Raw genomic sequence first — 18467 nt, 5'->3', positions numbered from 1 at the left:
GTTATTCCTGTGGCGAAGACGAAGAAGGAGTGCCCGGAGGAGCGTCACTGACGACGACAAGGCACTGCTGACGGTAGCCGCTGACAAACAGCGGAACCTGCGCACGATGCCAGAGGTTAAACAGCTGGGCTGTAGCGTCCTCAAAGCTCGCGGCGTGGAATGTCAGCGTGTAATCGATCGGGTAGTTGGTGCCCGTATCCCAGCGGACCGTCCACTTTGGCTTATCTGACGGACAGACTTCCTGTGACGCCCATTGTTCATAGCCCTGCCGCAGCGTGGTGCCCCGCTCGATCTTCCATGTGCGTACCGCAGGCTGAGCCCTGACCACAGCCGTGGCCGGTTCTCTGGTCTGGCTGACTGCCGCAGATACTGCCTTATTCCCGCGGAACGGGTTACGGCCGGTGGTGGGTAACGGTGTGGCTTTCACTGTGCCCACTGGCGCGGCTTTTGCGGGCGCACCCGACGGCACCGGCGGCGAAACGGATGGGCTGGCAGCATGCGCCGTCTGCGCGCGCTGGGCAGGTTCGATCGTAACCGTGTGGGCCTTTTCATCCACGGTGGCCTTCAGTCCGTGCCCCGCCAGCATCCTCTGAGTGACGTACTGCCAGCGGTCGTTGCCCGTCCAGCGCCAGAGCTCCGGCGCATCGGCGGATACCGCCTTGCCGAATACCACCGTCTGCCCGGGAGGAATGATTTTTCGCAACGCCGCGCGCAACGTGGGCGCCGCGCCGTCCTGCCGGACAAAGCCGTCGGCTGGTCCCGCACCCGCCACTGAGACCGGCACCGTGGACGCAGGCTTACCTGTCAGTGCTGAAGCACTGGCAACGCCCGGAACCTGAGTGACAGGCTTCGCGGCAGGACCGGCCGGCCGCTGAGCCGAAGGCCCGGTCTGGTGCACCCGGTACTGCATGGCGCTGATGTCGGCCGCGCTGCGCGAGAGGATGCCGTCCACCACGCTGCCCGAGGGCGGCCCGGTGATGACCGCCTGCTGCGCGCAGCCAGTCAGAAACAGGACCGGTATCAGCCCTGCCCGTTCGGTAAATGACATAGAAAGAACTCCGGATAATTCAGGGCTGCACCGTCTCTGCGGCGGCCGGAGCCGGACCGGCAAAAACCGTGCGGGAAGGCAGGCGAAACCTGCCGGTCAGAAGGGGTGTTGCGGCGCCGGGTGCCTCCCGGTGCTCTGGCCAGACTGACAGACGCCAGAGCGGCATGACTTAGACTTGTAGCATCGCATTAATGAGTAATAAGACGATGTCAGTCTGACCGCGTGCGCTGGCCGCAGGTCCGCCACAACGAAAAGCGCACTGACCGGTCAGGGTGAGTGCGCTTTTCGTTGCAGGGAAAGAAATGGCCCGGACACGCCGGGCAGACGTCAGGCGGAGAACGTTGCGCCAATAAGCCACACAAGCCAGCCGTCCTGCACAGACCGAACCGACAACACTGTCTGGCCGTCTCTGAGCAGCACGCGGGCGCTTACCCGTGATTTTTCTTCAGAAACCCGACCCTCTGTAACAGGAATGCTGTCTGAAAGGATGAGTTTCACCACGCGGGATGATAGTTTGCGGGTCTGAGGGCCAGCCGTAATCTCGGCTGAAAATGCGCCTGAAGCATTGTTAACGCTTAACAGCTGGCTCTTGCCGGCGGCAGTCGTGCTCCATGCTTTGCCGATAAAAGTTGAGCGTCTGTTATGCTGCAATAGCTGCATGATGGCTTCAGCTCTGGCAGCATCAATGACCTTCATATCCCCAGAATTAAGCGATTCGGTTGAGGAGTCCTGAGCCGGAAAGAAGTCTGTCAGTCCGGCCTCACCGCCGCTGACATGCCAGACGCTGACGCTAAACGCATCACAGCTCTGACATGCGCCTGCGGGATAGGTCTGCGGCGCAACGCTTTTTTCATGGGGAAGGCAGGATGTCAAAGCAAGCGGAAAGACGAGCGTCAGCGCCAGGCAGGCGCGACGGAGAAGTATCTTGTTCATGATTTTATTCCTTCAGAGAACGCCACATCGGGACTTTTGTCAGCGGGCCCGGCTGCGGGACGGGAGGTCCTGACCGGCTGGGACGAAGCGCACGCCGGAGGGATGCACGCAGGAACACAGAGCGTTTCATAAATTATTTCCGGCGCCTTCGTTTAGCTTCAGACGCCGGTCTCTCAGAGAGCTACTACCTGTTTCATCCTGAGCTTTATCAGACTTCTGGGGGCGAATGCCGTCACAGCGCTGATACCAGAATTCAACCCGTTCAGCCCGCGGGCTCACCAGGCCGAAGCGCATCGCCGTACGGAAATTCACGCTGTGGCGCAGCGCTCTGTCGACCTGCTCTGCGAGCAGCGCCCTGAACTCGTCAGGAGTGGAATTTCCTTTGATCGTCCGACAGGTGGTGCAGACGGGAACAATACCCCCCTCAACGAACTCTTTACTGATAGCTTCTGCGTGCCAGCCCTGTGCGGGCAACACCTCACCACAGTAGGCGCAGCAGCCGTTAAACTGCCGCCGTAGCGCTTCGCGTTTTGATTTGGAAAGATGCATGATTTCACCCCATGAAATGCGCCCGCGTCCCCGGGCATCCGTTTAAATGAAACGATTAAAAGACTATCCGGGCAGACCCACTCGCAAGAGTGGGTATGCACAGAATGCTCTGTGTCACTGTGCGTTTTGCGAATTGAAACCGTCAGGGATGCCCGTTCACGACCGCACGAAAGTGCAGGGCTAATCTTCTCCAGATACAGGTTGTGTCCGGCGGATCGCGCCGGGGCCTGATGCAGTAAATGCACCGGTCGAACTGGATACATCGAATTTGTACGTAGGGGTATAACGGTTACGCTCCACAATTCCGACTTTGCGCGGTGCCCGTCAGCGAAATAAGCGACCTGAAATGCATGCCTCAGTCTCTTATTACCTGCCCCGTATTTCTGCGGGTTCCCCTGATGTGATTCTGGCCATGACATAGCCTCCGGACGTCTTCCGTGCATCGTTATAGCTTGCCGGCAAGAGAGGACCTTGAGATCAGGGTTTCGGGCACATTGTTAAAGAGCTGAGGCCGTTTTTGGGCAAAAAGAAGCCCTGCGCGAATGCGCATAATTCATCAGAAATGAGTGCCGGCAATTAATGAGCCGGCTCAGATACTCTATTAGTCTTTACTGCCGCTTCCGGCAGGAAAACGTTGCCCTGGTGTGGCAATCGATTCGAATAATTCAAGATGGTCTTCTAAACGAAACAGCGCTTCTGTGACTTTCGCACGGCCGGATTTCTTGGCTGACGCAGAAAGTTTTTCGTTCAGCTCCGTAGACATGTACAGCATGATTGCGATGCCTTTGTGGTTTTTGGGGGCTGCCATGTCAACTCCGTGTATGCGTTGTGTAAGCATTAAGTAAGTGGTCGCCATTAAATAGGAATGGTCCTAATTTGAAAACTATCCACATGGATAGTGGATAAACGCACAGTACTGGAGTTTTTCGTTAAGCTATTGATTACAGGTTATTTATTTATTTTTTGATTAAAAAAAAAGCGCAAAAAAAATGCGCTTTTTTTTACGAATGCCTCAATTGAGACATTAGAGTTACTTAACACAAATCTAGCAAGAGCCTGCTAGCTATGTAGGGTCTTAAAAGTGCTAGATTGGGAATGTCGAAAAAAATCATTACCGCCATCAGTTTTTCTTCGACAACAGTCAGGTCTATAGAGAAACTACTGGCTAAAACCGATGCAGAAAAACCTAAGGTATATAGGACGGCGAATTTAAAACTTTCTGATTTTAATTCGGGAATGATATGAGAGATCTTCTTGAGCGTGTTTAGGCCTTCGAGATTTAGAAGTGGATAGAAGTCCAGCCCATTATTTTGGCAAATTTGCTTTAGAGCGATCCTTGCCCAAAATACGGGCTTAAAATCATGTACAGACTCTAAGCCAACATTCTTTTGTGAGCTCTCAAGAGATTTTTTAATTGTTGATGGTGCCAGGCCAAGCAACAAAGATGCATCTTGGTGAACTGTCCCTAGCGCATAAAAACATAAATTTGTTACCTGCCTTTCAGTTAAGACAGGAAAAGGCTTGCACAATTGTGCATATACAATAGGATCCACGGCAGCCATGGCAGCCTCCCTAATAGGTTGTTATGGTTAGCTGGTTGTACAGGCTCCAACCCCTGTGCAATCAGCGACTAAATAATCACGTTTGGCTTATGTCTCTTCTGTTATCCTCCTCATGGTCGTGGTAAATCTCTGATAGTACGAGCAGGAAGATTTTCCGGCTCATTTGATTCGTAACGAGGCACCGCTTCCATATCAGCAGCATTGTTGCGGTACTTCTCGCGGAACCACGCCTCGGTGACATCAATTCGATCCTGCTGGGCTTTATTGCCAACACTTAACCGGTGGTCTGCATTATTGGCATTCAGTACCGCGCCGCTGTCAAGCAGGCGGGTCACAGATGCTTGTTCACCCTTAATCACTGCATTCTCGCCCGAACGACGTGCGGTTACTGCAGCTGCAAGCCACCAGGTTTCCTGATCAGCTTCGTCACGTGGATACACCTCCACTCTGTCACCATAATCAGCAACTTCAGTCTTTCCATTACGCTGGTATTCAACGCATCCGTTTTTGGTTAGTCTGAAATCATGTGTCGGATTGCGAAGAAGCGGTGCATCATCACCCGGGCCAAAATAAACCACTGCGTCAGGAGATGTATTGTGAGTGCCACGGTCCTTAGCATTACGTTTCTCACGGTAAGCCCAGCCGCGTATCTGACTCAGTGCAGCAACGTCGCCGTTCACTGCTTCACGTTCAACCCATGACTTCCAGCTCAGTGGACGGCCTTCTCCTGTCTCTTTAAGAGTCTGACGCTCCTCACGCAGTTGCAGACGCAGTTCAGCCATCGCCTTCATCTTTTCAAATTCGGCAACGCGGTACATAAGCTTGCGCATCAGCGGATCCCTGACAGTATCGCGAACATGTGCTTTAGCGACCACGCAGTGTGACGCAATCTGGCGGAAGCGCTCACCCGCACGCAGGTCAGGTTTCTCCCAGCCGGTACGATATGCATCATAGCGGGCACGCAGAATGTCGCGCGCAACGGCGCGTGCTTCACGACGTTCGCGACGGGCTTCCTGATCGCGCACGTGCAGCTGCGGCATGTAAAATTTATCAACGGTAAGAATCCCTGCCTCATGGTCATCCGGATCGGACGCTGGAGCTGCCGGTTGATAATCACCCCAGCGCTTAACCATGGCAACATGGCTGATAGCAGGATGTACGTCAGACGCTTTGACGCTGACGCCTTCCGGATTGAGCAGATCATAAATCGCGAGCCCGCCGTTTTGTTCGCGAAGCCCAAGCCCACATGTATAAAGCACGTTGTGGACTAGCGGCCAGTCCAGACAATCCTGCATAGAAAAATCGTTTAGCATCTGACGGGCTTCACGCACCGCATAACCGTGAAGACTTTCTTTATCAGAAAAAATCTCGCGTTTAGCAGCACCACGAGGAGCAGAAGGCATGTCGCGGCGGGTACGGTGGAGATCACCATACTGATCCATATGCCAGCTGCCGTTATCCACGTTAAAACCAAACTCACGCTCCAGCACCCGGCAGCACTTCTGCAGCGTGTCTGCGTCGTTCCACATGTTTTGTGCAGCATAGGTCTGCGGATGAACGCGGTTAGCCGATACGTGGCAGTGTACGTTGTCAGTGTCGCGGTGAATGGCGGCCACGTACTGATGCTCTTCCATGCCGAGCTGTTTGAGGCTGTAGCGAACGGAGCGGAAAATCGCGTCCGGTAACGGGTCTTCTTCGCCCTGCCATGAAAGAATGAAGTGATACACCGCATCCTTACAGTGGCGGTTTTGTGAAGCGACCAGGTTCATTTCTGACGCAGCGGTTTCAAGTGAGAAACAATTGGTCTCACACAGCACTTCACCCGAGAGCACGCGCTGAATGCCCTCGGGTGAAATGCTGACGATTTCGCTTGCTGGTGCTGAACGCTTACGTCCGACGTAGTCAACCAGCTGACCAAATCCGGGCGTAGAAATGTACTCTGCACCCGGAGCCTGCTCTGCTGCATCAGGGGATACAACCTCAGCGCTTTTCTTTTCCTCGCGCGTGCTCACGTAGCTAACCAGCTTCTTAAAGCTGGTCTTCTTATCGCGGCGTTTTGGCGGGATGATCACGTTCATCAGTCTTTAATGTCCTCAACCGGCACCGGCGTCATGTCCAGCGCGTTAATGGCGTGCTTGATGCTCGTCAGAACTTCCGAGAACTGGTGGCTTAGCTCGGTTGTCATGTTTGCCTGCATCTGGGTATACAGGTGTTTCTGCAGGCCGCCTAGACGAAGCAGCTCGTTCATCATGCGAATGTCGGTGCGCACGGTAATGCGTCGGTTAAGTGCCGTACGGCGCAGGTACTCAGATGTCGTCAGGCCGGCGGCCAGTGCCTTCTTATTGATGGCCTCAAACTCTGCATCGGTGCAGCGGCATTTAACCAGTTTTTCTCTCTGACGCTTTTCACTTTTCGACATAACTCAACCTTGGCACATTACCCGGGTCTCGGGGCGGAGCCCTGAGCAGGTCGTTTTGGGAATCACTGCCAGCGTGCTGGCGGTGGTCACAAAACATTTCCTGTCCCGTTTTTCAATCGCGTTTTTCAATAAACTGTTCGAATTTTGCCACTTAACTGGTCAGAAGTAAACCGGCGTCATGTGGGGTGAGGTACTGGTAATTCCCACGAATCCGGCGCAGAATCACGGTTTTCAAATGATTTCTATTGGAGTGGTTATGGCTACGCAGCAATTTTTCACACAGCAGCAGATTGAAGAGGCAAAAACCAGGCTAGAAAACCTTCCGGATTTGTCGCCAACACGAATTACCAGAAACGATGCGCTGGAAAATCTTCGCTCCACCATTCTCATGCTGGCAAAAGAAAAGGGTTACACCGTAAAAGATATTAAGTCGGCACTGGATTCAATGAAGTTTGTTTTCAGTGAGCGGTCAATTTCTGAAATTCTCAAAGAAGATGAGAGCGGTAAAAAGCGTCAGGGTGGAAAGCTTCGAAGGAAAAGTGATTCAGTAAAAAATGCAGCTGAGTCCGTTCAGCAGCAAAAATGATAACCAAAAAAAGGGAGCCATTTTGGCTCCCTTATCGTTTGTCAGGACTTTAGTTCTTTCATTTTTTCAGCAAGTAACCAGAGAAAACGATTGGTTTTAATATCACCATCAATGCCGTTAATAGGGCGGGTTTTTGTAAGTCCACCTTTGGCCGTTCTCCCGCGTAAACCACCACGGATAACATTCTCCTGTGTACGCTGATAAACAGTCCGCAGGTCATCGGCGTTGTCTTCGCGACGGCGAACCTGTAACAGCGAATCGGCACTGATTGGAACGTGCTGCCCGTCATAACGAAACTCCAACGCCGTTTCTGCAAAAGCAGCCTGCTCGGCGCGATCGAGATGGATTCGCTTCATCTCTTCGCGTGAATGTTCGATTTCCCCGAACCGGTCCAGAATTTCATAGGCACCCTCAATCACCTTACCAACAATGTCACCCTTGTGCGGGACTCGGATTTGCCCGAACACCTCGCCGCAAACCATACCGTTCGCACAGATGTGACGGAACTGGCCGGGGATCATCTGATAGCTGCTGCTGCCATCGTGGCTGTTAAGAAGCAGAATCTCTGAAACTTCTGAACCCTTAATCTGGTCGTGACGACGAAGGCGCAGAAGGTGCTTTGCGTGGTCGATGCGGTCAGCATCGCGCACACGCTGCTGGCAGGCGTAAAACGGTTCGAAACCTTCCTGACGCAGACGGGTAAGCAGAGCGATTGTTGGAATATAGGTGTATCGCTCGCTTCGTGATCCGTGCTTGTCTTCTGAAAAGACGCTCGGCACAACCTGCTTCAGTTCGTCGTCTGTCAGCGGACGATCACGACGAATAGCACCCGCATTGCGAAAACCGGCAAACATACGTCCCATCATAATTAAATCCTCACATCAAAATTTTCAGAAGCCGCCCCGTGAAGGGCGGCGGGTTGTTGGTCAGGCTACGGCACGGCGTATTTCAAGAGAGCGAAGAAATTCGCCCCACTCGCTGCTGCGCATGGCAGGTACGCGAACGCTTTTACGCTTGCGCACGCAGTGCAACACGTGGCGGCTGCGCGCACGGATTTCCGGCGAAATCGCCTTCGTTTCCGGATCGCTGTGGCGATGACGCACATGCACCTTCTTAACGCCGGGCTTTACATAACCTGCAACCGATGTGATGATGCTGAGGTCGGCAGTTTTCATGATTAACTCCATTTTTTCTGTTGACGATCCGGACGGTCATTTGGTCGTGTCGTCCGGGGTGAAGGGGCGGAATTTCCGCCCTTTTTCTTTGCCGCCTGTCAGGACTCGCGGCGGAGAACCGTATAACCAATATCGAACTCGTAAACGGTAACTGGCCATCGGTTGCGCAGGTAAAGCTTCAGGGCTTCAGGCTCTTCAGTTGGCTCATCGATCACGTCCAGCCCTTCAAACGCATCACCGGTCAGACCCGACGGCCCCAGAAATTCACCGCATGACCAGACGTATTTGCAGACGTCCAGAAACTGATTTGCTGTCAGCTCCGGGCCTGTAACTTCAGTACCTTCCAAAACGTTTTTCATCAGTCAGCCCTCATGCTGTGTGATTCTGTTCTGCAGCGCGTTGCGTTATCGCAGGACGGCGGCTGAAGCCAGAAAAGACCTCCTCTGACGCGGATTTTTCTTTTCCGGGCTGGCCTTTCGCGGCGAGGGCCGAGTAGCAACGACGAAGAGAGGGCATAAAGGGGCGGAGGCAAAAAGTTTTTGTGGCCCTTCCGCAAAAAGTTTTTGACGGAGTGCATTTCACCCCTTTTTGAACGAACCGGCGGTGCTACGAAAAGCCCCTCCGCGTAAGGCACGACCGGAAAAACGGGAAAGACGTCAGAAGGGGGAATTGCAGCCCGCAACGCGGGATGACAACAGAGTTCCGGCGGCTTTATGCCGGAACGGTGAAAGCAGACGGCGCAGCCGTCAGCGGCCGTTGACCCTGGACATCAGCCCGAAACCGCTTGCGGCCGAAACCCGAAGGGGTTCGGTGGCGCTTAGCGGCTTGCCGCTTAGCGACGTAGGGCTCGACGACCCGGCTTGCCGGGGAGCCGAAGGGGGCCCATGCTGTTGCTGTTGCTGTTGCTGTTGCTGTTGAATTGAATTTAACGGTGATCGGCGGGCAGAACGGATGAACAGAAAAGGTAAACGCACAGCATCATCACACCACAACGCAAAGGCGTGTTCAGCAGGACGGGGATGGCCGGTGCGTCAGCACCGGCTTTTCCCTGTCCCCTGGTTCGGGGTAAATGCTCAGGCGCCAGGCCCCGACTCTTTAAGCTGCCTGACAGCATCGGCAACGGCGTTTTCAATAATGCTGCTGAGCCTCAGGATCTCATCGTCCTTCAGGCTGCGGTTGATACTGAATTCAACAGAATCTGTTACCAGCAGCGCATAGCCTTCCTGCGAACTTAGCATCGCGTCGGTAATGTCGGTCAGGGTCATCTGTTTACTCTCCCACGGATTCAGAACTGAAATGCATCCGGGCCGTTTCCAGCAGCGATTCAAACGAGGTGGCGCAGCCGTCCGGATAGCAGTGCGCGCACAGATGCATCAGGTTTGCCAGCAGGTCAGTGATGGCTGTTTCTGCCGGTTCGCCATCGCCGTCAATACCGGTCGCGGCAGCAAAAAAGAGCAGCGTGGACGCTGCAACGCCAGTGCGGCTGGTGTTATCCGCTTCATACGGCAGCACATCGGTGTCAGCCGCTAAAATGCGCAAATCATTGAGATCAGTTTCAGCGTCATAAGATGCGGCAGCTGTTAATGAATGGTTCATAGAGGTTTCCTGGTCAGGCAGTCAGCTCTGCGGAGTCATCCGGAGCGGGTAACGAAAAGGGGCGGGGGCAACCCCCTGCCCCTTTTCGCATCAGGCGCAGATTTTGCGGTTATAGATGACTTTAAAATCGCTGCATTCAGCGCAGTCGCGCAGCGGCACCAGGCGCACCACGTTTTGCGCCACGCCGTTTATGGTCAGCACGCGCTCGATACCCGCGTGCCAGTCCTCTGCCGGATTCAGCGGGAACCAGAGATTGCTGTTGATGCCGCTCAGCAGCGGATCGCTGCAGACATGTACCCCGCGACCGTAGCCCGTGTTTTCGCTACATGTCACGGTGAGCTCTCCGCGCACGTCCCGGGTGACCGCGCTGCGAGCCAGCTGCGTGACGATATCGTCCCAGCTCCAGTCACTGTCATCGGGCACCGGCAGATCAAAACAGCGCAGCGACTTACTACCCGCGCGCGCCATACGCTGGGCCAGCCCCATAATCGAGGCCTCGTGGCTCGCGGCGTCCGCGCCGGTTATCCAGTGGCCATTATGAAAAAACGCCTCATCGCCGTTATCCAGGCGGATAAAGCAGTATTCGCCCAGCACGCGTGTGATGTCAGCCTGGGTGACTGTCGGCAGTAAAACCGGGACGCTGAGGGTAATTTCGCTGCTCATGCTTTGTTCCCCGCCAGATTATTAATGGTGGCCACGAACTGGCGCAGACGTGAAACCGGCCAGGCGATTACGTGCGCCAGCTGGCTATAGCGCAGTGCGTTTACAAAAGTCAGCACCTGTGCGACGATTTGAGGGTCAAAAATCATAAAACTCTCCTGAGGGTTTGGTTTTGATAAGGCAGCCAGGTGGGACTGGCCGCCGTGGAAAAAGCAGGGGAAACCCTGCTTTTTTTACGCCTGTACGTTGCTGCCCTGCTCCAGCTCAGCGGTCAGCCACTGGCTGGCAGCGAAAAACGCTTTTTCACCCTGAAGCCCGAAATGCGCCAGCGCGATGCGCCCTGCTTCACCCCAGACTTCCGAAACATCTGCCGGAAGCACAACCGAATCCGCTGGCACGCGCTGCACCACGGCACTGGCCAGATTTTCCAGAATGTGAGCCATAGAGCTCCGGCGCTGCCCCAGCGTCATCGCGACATCATTCAGATCGGTCAGTGCAGTCAGTTGCTCATTCAGGGTCTGAGGCACGCCGCGGCTGTTGATGTACTTGCGCAGCCAGTAGCCCGCATCATGTTCAAAGCTGAAAGCCCTCCAGATAAGAGCGCCCAACGGCTCACGCACGACCAGACGGAAATGACTGCCCTGATCGTCTTCAATGAAAACGTTGCTGAAGGCGGCAGCGACGTTTGCAGCCTGTTCGCGCGTAAATGCGCCGTCACCCAGCGCCGCTACGCAGCGCATTTCAGTGGTGGTGCTGTTCTGGGTTGAAGTCATGATGTGCTCCTGTCTGAAATTAATGATCCGGCTGACCGCCGCGCGGTGCCCGAAAAGCCCTTCTCTGACGCGGGTTTCTTCTTTCCGGTCTGGCCTTTCGCGGCAAAGGGCAAAGGAGCAACGACGAAGAGAAGGCATAAAGGGGCGACGACAAAAAGTTTTTGCGGCCCCTGGCGAAAAGTTTTTGGCGGCGTGCATTTCACCCCTTTCTGCCTGAACCGGCGGTGCTACGACCAGCCCTCCGCGCAAGGGCTGGCCGGAAAGCAGAGGAGCGTCAGAAGGGACGTTTCAGACCGCCCTGCGGGCTGGCCTTAAAGGCCCGGCGGGGGTTCGCCGGGACGGTGAAAGCGACGGCGAAGCCGGCAGCGGCTGTTGACCTTTGCCATCAGACCCTAGCCGTCAGGCCCGGAACGCGGTCCTTTGCGGTCCGGCGGAGCTAGCCGGCTTTGCCGGTTAGCGAAGTGGGGCTCGACGACCCGGCTTGCCGGGGAGCCGAAGGGGGCCATGGCCAGTGACGTGCGGGTGTGTATTATTTCAGGAAGGAAATGGCTGAAGCACAACAGCAGGAGCAAAGAGAGCAGGACAGAGCGACGTCTGTCTCCTATGAGTAAGCGCACGCGACGGAAGAAAGCCGGTGCGTCAGCACAGGTTTTTTACCGGCATAGCCGCGAATTTTATCTCTGCGCGCGCGATCTTATGCGGTACAGCGAAACCGCCAGGATGGCCGCACCCATTATCATGGACAAAAGCGGCAAAAGCTGCCCATGGGATGAAGAGTACAGCATGATGTCAGCGCCTTCCGGTTCGCCCGCCGCCGGGTCAGCCAGCAGGTTCATACCGCCCCAGGCGCACAGAAATACGCCCCCTGCAGGAACGGTCATCGCAAGAAGTTTCATCACTAACCAGTCACCCGCTGGCTGCGGGTGCTTTGAGGCCAGCAGGCGCGCCAGCACGAAGCACATCGCGTAGCCGCACCAGTATGTCAGGCTGCCTGTCTCGCCCGGCGCCAGGAACTGAAAAGCCAGCGCATAACCCAGGCTTAGCAGGGAACCCAGCATTAAAAAACTCATCATCGTCTCCTCTCGCGCCGCGCGGTCAGGCAGCGCCGATATCGTCTTATGCAGATGCCGGGAATATCGTATGGATCCGCGTTACAGCTGCGCGAGCGTCCGCAGCGTGTCCGGGTTCTGCTGAACCATGCGGATCAGCAGGACGGCCTGAGCGTTAGGCTTAGCTCTGCCCTGCTCCCAGTTCTGATAGGTGGTCTCGCCCGTATGCAGATAGTGTGCGAAAACCGCCTGTGACAGGTTAAGTTTTTCGCGCACGTCGCGCAGCTCCTGCGGCTCGATAGTGACGGGTGCGCGCTTGCTGACCTTGTAAGTCTTGAGCGTGATTTTCCCGTCCTGGTGATCTTTCAGCTCCTCCATGCCAGTCATCAGCTCACTGAAAATGTCACGTTCAGTCATGTCTCAGCCCCTTTTTAATCACGTTAAGCGCCTCCGCCAGGGCGTCGCGCTGCTGTTTGGTCAGATCGTCGCGTTGATCCTTATCGTAGATGGTAAACAGGATGAACTGGCCTTTTTCGTTCGTCCAGTAATAGATAACCCTGATCCCGCCTCGTGTGCCTTTGTTCCGGCGCTCGTCCCTGAACCGGACTTTACGCAGGCCACCCGTATCCGGGATCACGTCGCCCTTTTCGGGGTCAGCCAGCAACATGTTCTGAAACAACCTGAACTGATCGTCGTTCAGGTAGTCAGCCCGGTATTTCTGAAAGCTGGAAAGCTCAATAAATGTCGCGTGCATGGTTTTTCCCTGTCCCCAACTAAGGGATATTATATCCCTTAGTTGGGGACGATTCAACGATTATTCCTGATGAAACCCGGTTCAGATATTGCCGCCAGCTTGTTAGGAATGAGCCAGCGGTTCATGTCTTTCTGCGCCCTGTCCATGTGCAGGGACCGCAGGTGAATTTCGCCCGCCACCTCACAGGCAACGTCTCCGGCGTACGGCTGCAGGGTTTCCAGCCCGTTCAGTGACGGAAAGCGCCTCGCCCACGCGGCGATCATGTTCTTCAGGTCGTTTTCCGGGACGTCGTAACACCAGGCGGAAAACCAGCCGCGCAGCGTTTCCGGCGTACGGAAGGCGAGCTCTGTTTCAGCCTGCCTGATGCAGTTCTCCAGCTGGCGCTCCCGGTAGTCCTCTGCCTGCCTCTCGCGCCGCCCGGCATGTCCTGCGGTCTTCATAGCGGCGTGTTTTGCGCGCTCCGCGCGGCGAAAAGCGGCCTCCGGAAACAGGACCGCTGCCAGCTCGCCCGGCAGCGGCAGCGGGCAAACCTCGCCCGCCGTACTGAGGAAGATATCCAGCGCACCTTCCCACTCGGGCAGCGGCGCGCGTTTTTCGCGCGGACGGAGGTAAATGCCCCGTATGCGGTTCAGCGTCTGGACGCTGACGCGGCTCCTGCCGCTCAGTTGCTTCATAAACGCGGCGGCCCAGGGATGGCGGGCCAGCCGCGTCCCCCGCTGCTGTGCGTGCTCAACCGCCGCGATTGCCTGCAGCGCGGCCTGACGTTCCGGCAACAGGGTGACCAGTGAGTGTGATTTCGGGATCATGCGGCGTGCCCTCCCATCCGCAGCGCGGCGATCAGCTCACCGGCGCCGGTGAAGCCTGCCCGCGTGTACTCTGCGATTTTTTCAAGCTTTACGCACAGCGCCGCAGGGTCAAAGCGATAGCTGGCGCTGAGAGGAACACGCGACCGGGTGCGGACATCTGTCAGCACTGCGCACCACAGCGGCGAATCTTCCGACGGGCTGACCAGCTCAACGGCAAGCCCGGACAGATCGGCACGGGTCAGCCGCAGGTGAACCGGGTGTGCCCCGCCCCACTCGCCGCGCATTTCGCAGTCAGTCTGCCAGTTTTCGGGCACCTGCAGCGCGTTCATCACGGCACCGCTCATGCGCTGGCGAAACGCCTCGCCCCGGTGGCGGTAGGCTTCAAAATCGCAGCCGGTAAAGCTCTGCAGGGTGTTAAGCGTAAATTTTTCTTCTTGAGTCATGGGATTCAGCTCTGTCTCAGGGGCATGGATCCGGCCCGGGTATCGGGCCGGAAGAGGGGCTGGCAGGGCAAGCCTGCAAGCCTGGTTGCAACGGTTTACCCGTTGAGTTGTCCCCGCTCAGCCAGTGAAACAGTCTCGTTTCCTGCCACAATGATATGGTCAATGAATCGCACAGCGACCAGCTCAAGGACCTTTTGCAAGCGTCCGGTTATCGCAATGTCTGCCTTGGACGGCTCTTTGTTAAACGAGGGGTGATTGTGGCTCACCACAACCGCCGCCGCGTTCAGCTGCAGCGCCCTGTACACCACCTCCCGGGGATGAACCTCTACGCTTGAAACAGACCCCTTAAACATCTCTTCATAGGCAAGCAGCTGATGCTGGTTATTCAGAAAAGCGACTGCAAAAATTTCACGCTCGCGACCGGCAAGTTTTGCTCTGAAAAACGCTTCAGAGACCTCTGGTGAGGCAAAAAAGGTTCCGGTAGGGTAGCGATGATCGATAGCGCGCGCGGCTTCCTCCAGGATCTGGCTCTCCGTGGCCATTACGTAATTTCCCTGGGCATCACGAATCTGAAGGCGGGTGAAAAACCGGACGTTAACACTGACGCTTTCCAGGCGAGGCCCGGGTGCTTCAGGTGCGCTATTTTCAGGGTTTTGCGTGTTATGACAGGGCATCATTTCAACCGGCGCACGGTCGGCGGTTGAATCAGGGGTAACGCTGGCGAGTGTGTTTTGCATGGCATGGCTCCTTAAATCCGGCTGAGTAGGTGCAGCTCGCGCTGCGGACCCGAAAAAGACCTTCTCTGACGCGGGTTTTATCTTTCCGGTCTGGCCTTTCGCGGCGAGGGCCGAGTAGCAACGACGAAGAGAGGGCATAAAGGGGCGGAGGCAAAAAGTTTTTGTGTCCCTTCCGCAAAAAGTTTTTGACGGAGTGCATTTCACCCCTTTTTGAACGAACCGGCGGTGCTACGAAAAGCCCTCTGCGAAAGAACAGGACGGAATGCCGTAAAAGCCGTCAGGGATCGCCCCGGCGGTCTGCCCTGAAGCCCCGGAGGCCTTTTCCGGGGCGGTTAACGCACCGGCGCAAGCCGGTTGCAGCCGTTGACCTTCGCCATCAGACCGAAACCGCCTGCGGCCGAAACCCGCAGGGGTTCGGTGGCGCTTAGCGGCTTGCCGCTTAGCGACGTAGGGCTTGACGACCCGGCTTGCCGGGGAGCCGAAGGTGGAGCCATGCCCTTTAAGTGGATTTTTAATTTTTATAGCTGCCCGAAATCGCTCTCCGGCTCCGGCTGAAGGCATGCGTTTCTGTGCAGTTTCTGAGACTGACGGCGGTAAAAAAACGGCAGCTCAGGGTAATAAATATCGCTATCCTTCACACTGTAAAAACGAAAGTTAAAACCATTGAATTCAATAACTTTCTGTATAGTCCTGTCAGATTTCTGCTGGCTTCTATATCTCTGTGTCCACGCCTTATTTCTGTTTTCAGCAGCACGGGAAACGGCGCCGAAGGCGCCGCATAGCGGCCGCCGCCCTCAGGCGGCTGGGGTTTTCACGCGCCCTGATGTGGCACAGGGCTTCCCTGCCCTGCCACGCGCTACCCGCGCATGGCATCCTGTGCCTGATGGATAGCCTCCTCAGCGTCCGTACCCTCGCCCGTTTCGCCAGCCTTTCCGGCCAGCTCCAGCAGTACCTTCAGGCTCGCGGCCGGCAGGGTGACGTGCCGCGCTGCCTGCCTGTCGCGGCGAACCTGACTCGCCAGCTCACGCACGGTATCCCGGCCTATCCCGTAGCGCCGGTGATCATCAAGCTCGCCGATCTCATCCAGCACCGCGTGCGCCTCCTCCTCCGTCAGTGCCATTGAATCCGTAGAATCCTGAACGTCCTCCTCCGTCCATACCAGGATGGTGAACGGAGTGCCCGGCTGAAAGGTCTCCAGCAGCCAGGCGCAGATTTCATTTACGTTACCGTGCATCGTGTTATCTCCTTGTGGGCGGCTCTGCCGCCCCTGTTAGTGTTCAGTCAAGCGCGCGAAAAATGGCGGCGGCTTCGGGATGAGTTTCTGCCCAGACCATCAGCTGGCGGTGGCGGCGGCAAAACAGCGCACACAGCTCCTCCTCGTCGTGCCGGTCATACATCCAGCTGCGGTGGTTGAGAACCAGCGCGGTGATGATGATCCCCGCCGCGTCAGCGGAGACCTCTGCCACAGACCAGTTTTCGGGATTCTCAAACCGCCAGGTGCCATCCGGCGGGATCATGTATCCACCGCCCTGCTCCAGGTGAACAAAAGTCCACTCACCGCCGTTGTAGTTCGTCAGATAGCGCGCGGCGTACAGATAGACGTTGTTTTCGGCGCGCATAAAATCATCGCCGAACAGAGAAGGCAGAAAGCGCAGCTTTACGAAGCCGTCCAGAAAACGCGCCCCCTGGGGCGCGTGCAGTGCTGTGTTCATCAGAAACCTCCACAGGTAAAGGGGATACAGTTCCGGCCTGTGCCGTGCCTGAATGACAGCCCGACGGACAGCGGCGTGATCAAGAGCGACGACGAGGCCGCAGCGCAAGCGAACGGAGGCGTGATTACGCACGGCGGCGACGCGAAGCATGAGCGGAGACGCGACGGGAGTAAGCGCGCAGGAGTGAGTGCGAACGGGGGAGGAGGAGAGCCTGCGGCTCTTGAACACGCCGCCGTCGGGCTAAAGTGAAGGCACGGCACTGGCCGCAGACCGCACGGACGTTTATTCCCGCACGCCGCCGGCGTGCATAAACGGCGGAGCTCGCGACATCCTTGTATAGTTATCCCACACAGAACAGATTGGTTCTGTAGTTAACACCGGGGCAAAGCAGGCCGGCGACATCCTTGTATAGTTATCCCACACAGAACAGATTGGTTCTGTAGTTAACACCGGGGCAAAGCAGGCCGGCGACATCCTTTGGCCAGTGAGCCAGTCAAAAAGATAATTGCCGCTTTGCCTCTCTTTTCAGTGTATGACCGAAGGGTATCTGTGGCCCCGTAAACCGGTGAGCCTGAATTTGCAAGGTAGGTCAGCTGAACTAAAAGAGGAAAAGCTATGACTGTGTACATTGGAATTGATATTGCCAGTAAGAAGTTTGATGCAGCTGAACTCTATGACGGGGCTTACAGGTGTAAGACATTTGAAAACACCCCTGCTGGATTTACAGCACTGTACAAGTGGCTTAAAGCAGACAGCATTCCGGACATTCATGTATGCCTTGAAGCAACAGGCAGCTATGGTACAGCCCTCGCTACTTTTCTGTACGAAAAGAATCTGAAAGTGAGCGTAGTTAATCCCGCAAGAATCAAGGGATTCGCGGCTTCTGAACTTACCCGAACCAAAACCGACAAAGCAGACTCCAGACTGATTGCACGCTTTTGTAAAGCCGCGCAGCCAGACCCATGGAGACCTGTGCCCGCCCCCGTCAGAAAACTTCAGGCTCTAGTGAGACGTATCAGTGCGCTGAACGGTATGCTCAGAATGGAATGCAACCGTCGTGAAAATGCAGATATTGACGCTCAGGAATCTGTTGAACGCATGATCAATCATTTAAAGATGGAGCTTGAATCGGTGCGCCGGGCAATAAAAGACCATATCAGTAATGATCCTGAGCTGAAAAGACAGAACGACCTCCTGCAGTCTGTTCCGGGTATTGGCACTGTTTCAGCCAGCCTGATATTGTCCTTCATGGCCAGTAAAGAGTTCACAAAAGCTAAGGAAGTGACCGCTTTTCTGGGTCTCAATCCCCGCCATCACCAGTCCGGAACGTCGGTTCGGGGTAAAACTCGCATGTCAAAAATGGGAGATGCTAAGCTCCGGTGCGCGCTTTATATGCCTGCTCTGGTTGCGCTTAAACACAACCCGGACATCCGTGCATTCGGGCTGCGTCTTCTGAGTGCGGGTAAACCGAGAATGCTTGTCGTCGGGGCTGTTATGCGAAAACTAATCCATATAATTTTCGGGGTACTTAAATCGGGAACAGGTTTCAGCTCTCGCGTTGCAGTGAATGCGGGTATTAATCAGTGACTGAGAAAAGCTGACAGACATGCATTAGGCAAGGTTTAACCAACTTCAATTGGCAGACAGGCTGCTTTGTGCCAGAAG

At 55.7% G+C, this 18467-nt stretch carries 24 protein-coding genes and 1 pseudogene; 2 read left to right on the top strand and 23 right to left on the bottom strand.

Annotated features, from left to right (window positions below; translation table 11 throughout):
* Position 1 precedes the first annotated feature (1 nt).
* The 7 genes from PO881_RS23820 to mobA form a co-directional block, all read right to left on the bottom strand.
* On the bottom strand, positions 2 to 1048 hold the full coding sequence (locus PO881_RS23820; protein ID WP_280173371.1) for a TcpQ domain-containing protein: 1047 nt from the start codon (positions 1046 to 1048) through the stop codon (positions 2 to 4).
* A gap of 327 nt (positions 1049 to 1375) precedes the next feature.
* Positions 1376 to 1981 carry a hypothetical protein gene (locus PO881_RS23815; RefSeq protein ID WP_280173370.1) on the bottom strand — a complete coding sequence of 202 codons (606 nt, stop codon included), beginning with the start codon at positions 1979 to 1981 and terminating at the stop codon, positions 1376 to 1378.
* A 126-nt stretch (positions 1982 to 2107) separates the two neighbouring features.
* Entirely contained in the window at positions 2108 to 2530 is a 423-nt protein-coding gene (locus PO881_RS23810) for an HNH endonuclease (protein WP_280173369.1), read from the bottom strand.
* A gap of 601 nt (positions 2531 to 3131) precedes the next feature.
* Positions 3132 to 3338, bottom strand: a complete 207-nt coding sequence (locus PO881_RS23805; protein WP_280173368.1) for a TraY domain-containing protein — start codon at positions 3336 to 3338, stop codon at positions 3132 to 3134.
* A gap of 226 nt (positions 3339 to 3564) precedes the next feature.
* A complete protein-coding gene (locus PO881_RS23800) occupies positions 3565 to 4092 on the bottom strand; it encodes a hypothetical protein (protein ID WP_280173367.1) in 528 nt (175 codons plus the stop codon).
* Positions 4093 to 4202: 110 nt separating this feature from the next.
* Positions 4203 to 6170, bottom strand: coding sequence for a TraI/MobA(P) family conjugative relaxase (traI, locus tag PO881_RS23795; protein WP_280173366.1), 1968 nt, complete (start codon positions 6168 to 6170; stop codon positions 4203 to 4205).
* Entirely contained in the window at positions 6170 to 6511 is a 342-nt protein-coding gene (gene mobA, locus PO881_RS23790; protein WP_280173365.1) for a plasmid mobilization protein MobA, read from the bottom strand. The genes traI and mobA overlap by 1 nt, the downstream gene beginning before the upstream one ends.
* 256 nt (positions 6512 to 6767) lie before the next feature.
* On the opposite strand from mobA, the gene PO881_RS23785 reads away from it, so the two are divergent.
* Positions 6768 to 7097 (top strand): hypothetical protein, encoded by a 330-nt coding sequence (locus PO881_RS23785; RefSeq protein ID WP_280173364.1) that lies wholly within the window; start codon positions 6768 to 6770, stop codon positions 7095 to 7097.
* A gap of 41 nt (positions 7098 to 7138) precedes the next feature.
* Here the strand turns inward: PO881_RS23785 and PO881_RS23780 are convergent, their stop codons facing one another.
* The 16 genes and pseudogenes from PO881_RS23780 to PO881_RS23705 form a co-directional block, all read right to left on the bottom strand.
* Positions 7139 to 7960 carry a DUF932 domain-containing protein gene (locus PO881_RS23780; protein ID WP_280173489.1) on the bottom strand — a complete coding sequence of 274 codons (822 nt, stop codon included), beginning with the start codon at positions 7958 to 7960 and terminating at the stop codon, positions 7139 to 7141.
* 63 nt (positions 7961 to 8023) lie between these two features.
* A complete protein-coding gene (locus PO881_RS23775; protein WP_222235171.1) occupies positions 8024 to 8272 on the bottom strand; it encodes a hypothetical protein in 249 nt (82 codons plus the stop codon).
* A 98-nt stretch (positions 8273 to 8370) separates the two neighbouring features.
* Positions 8371 to 8631 (bottom strand): hypothetical protein, encoded by a 261-nt coding sequence (locus PO881_RS23770; RefSeq protein WP_280173363.1) that lies wholly within the window; start codon positions 8629 to 8631, stop codon positions 8371 to 8373.
* Between the two features lie 714 nt (positions 8632 to 9345).
* Positions 9346 to 9537, bottom strand: a complete 192-nt coding sequence (locus PO881_RS23765) for a hypothetical protein (protein ID WP_280173362.1) — start codon at positions 9535 to 9537, stop codon at positions 9346 to 9348.
* A gap of 4 nt (positions 9538 to 9541) precedes the next feature.
* On the bottom strand, positions 9542 to 9868 hold the full coding sequence (locus PO881_RS23760) for a hypothetical protein (protein WP_280173361.1): 327 nt from the start codon (positions 9866 to 9868) through the stop codon (positions 9542 to 9544).
* Positions 9869 to 9958: 90 nt separating this feature from the next.
* Positions 9959 to 10531: a hypothetical protein gene (locus PO881_RS23755; protein ID WP_280173360.1), complete on the bottom strand. Its 573-nt coding sequence runs from the start codon at positions 10529 to 10531 to the stop codon at positions 9959 to 9961.
* Positions 10528 to 10677 carry a succinate dehydrogenase flavoprotein subunit gene (locus PO881_RS23750; protein WP_280173359.1) on the bottom strand — a complete coding sequence of 50 codons (150 nt, stop codon included), beginning with the start codon at positions 10675 to 10677 and terminating at the stop codon, positions 10528 to 10530. The genes PO881_RS23755 and PO881_RS23750 overlap by 4 nt, the downstream gene beginning before the upstream one ends.
* A 369-nt stretch (positions 10678 to 11046) precedes the next feature.
* A pseudogene (locus PO881_RS24120) lies at positions 11047 to 11268 on the bottom strand (DUF905 family protein); the annotation flags it as partial.
* Positions 11269 to 11975: 707 nt separating this feature from the next.
* The gene (locus PO881_RS23740; protein WP_280173357.1) at positions 11976 to 12374 is read right to left on the bottom strand and encodes a hypothetical protein; all 399 of its coding nucleotides are present in this window, start codon (positions 12372 to 12374) and stop codon (positions 11976 to 11978) included.
* Positions 12375 to 12452: 78 nt separating this feature from the next.
* Positions 12453 to 12767 carry a type II toxin-antitoxin system MqsA family antitoxin gene (locus PO881_RS23735; protein WP_280173356.1) on the bottom strand — a complete coding sequence of 105 codons (315 nt, stop codon included), beginning with the start codon at positions 12765 to 12767 and terminating at the stop codon, positions 12453 to 12455.
* Positions 12760 to 13104, bottom strand: coding sequence for a toxin (locus PO881_RS23730; protein ID WP_094111544.1), 345 nt, complete (start codon positions 13102 to 13104; stop codon positions 12760 to 12762). The genes PO881_RS23735 and PO881_RS23730 overlap by 8 nt, the downstream gene beginning before the upstream one ends.
* A 53-nt stretch (positions 13105 to 13157) precedes the next feature.
* Positions 13158 to 13910 carry a plasmid SOS inhibition protein A gene (locus PO881_RS23725; RefSeq protein ID WP_280173355.1) on the bottom strand — a complete coding sequence of 251 codons (753 nt, stop codon included), beginning with the start codon at positions 13908 to 13910 and terminating at the stop codon, positions 13158 to 13160.
* Positions 13907 to 14353, bottom strand: a complete 447-nt coding sequence (locus PO881_RS23720) for a conjugation system SOS inhibitor PsiB family protein (RefSeq protein WP_280173354.1) — start codon at positions 14351 to 14353, stop codon at positions 13907 to 13909. Before PO881_RS23720 ends, PO881_RS23725 begins: the two co-directional genes overlap by 4 nt.
* 95 nt (positions 14354 to 14448) lie before the next feature.
* Positions 14449 to 14967 carry a JAB domain-containing protein gene (locus tag PO881_RS23715; protein ID WP_280173488.1) on the bottom strand — a complete coding sequence of 173 codons (519 nt, stop codon included), beginning with the start codon at positions 14965 to 14967 and terminating at the stop codon, positions 14449 to 14451.
* 979 nt (positions 14968 to 15946) lie between these two features.
* Entirely contained in the window at positions 15947 to 16324 is a 378-nt protein-coding gene (locus tag PO881_RS23710) for a DUF1380 family protein (protein ID WP_280173353.1), read from the bottom strand.
* A gap of 43 nt (positions 16325 to 16367) precedes the next feature.
* A complete protein-coding gene (locus PO881_RS23705) occupies positions 16368 to 16802 on the bottom strand; it encodes an antirestriction protein (protein WP_280173352.1) in 435 nt (144 codons plus the stop codon).
* 615 nt (positions 16803 to 17417) lie between these two features.
* Between PO881_RS23705 and PO881_RS23700 the strand changes: the two genes are divergently transcribed.
* Entirely contained in the window at positions 17418 to 18389 is a 972-nt protein-coding gene (locus PO881_RS23700) for an IS110 family transposase (RefSeq protein WP_280173351.1), read from the top strand.
* Positions 18390 to 18467: the final 78 nt, after the last annotated feature.

The organism is Pantoea sp. SS70 (assembly GCF_029866845.1).
In the GTDB taxonomy this organism is placed as follows: domain Bacteria; phylum Pseudomonadota; class Gammaproteobacteria; order Enterobacterales; family Enterobacteriaceae; genus Pantoea; species Pantoea leporis.
The sequence above is the reverse complement of the archived record's forward strand: the minus strand, read 5'-3'. Positions and strand labels throughout refer to the sequence as shown.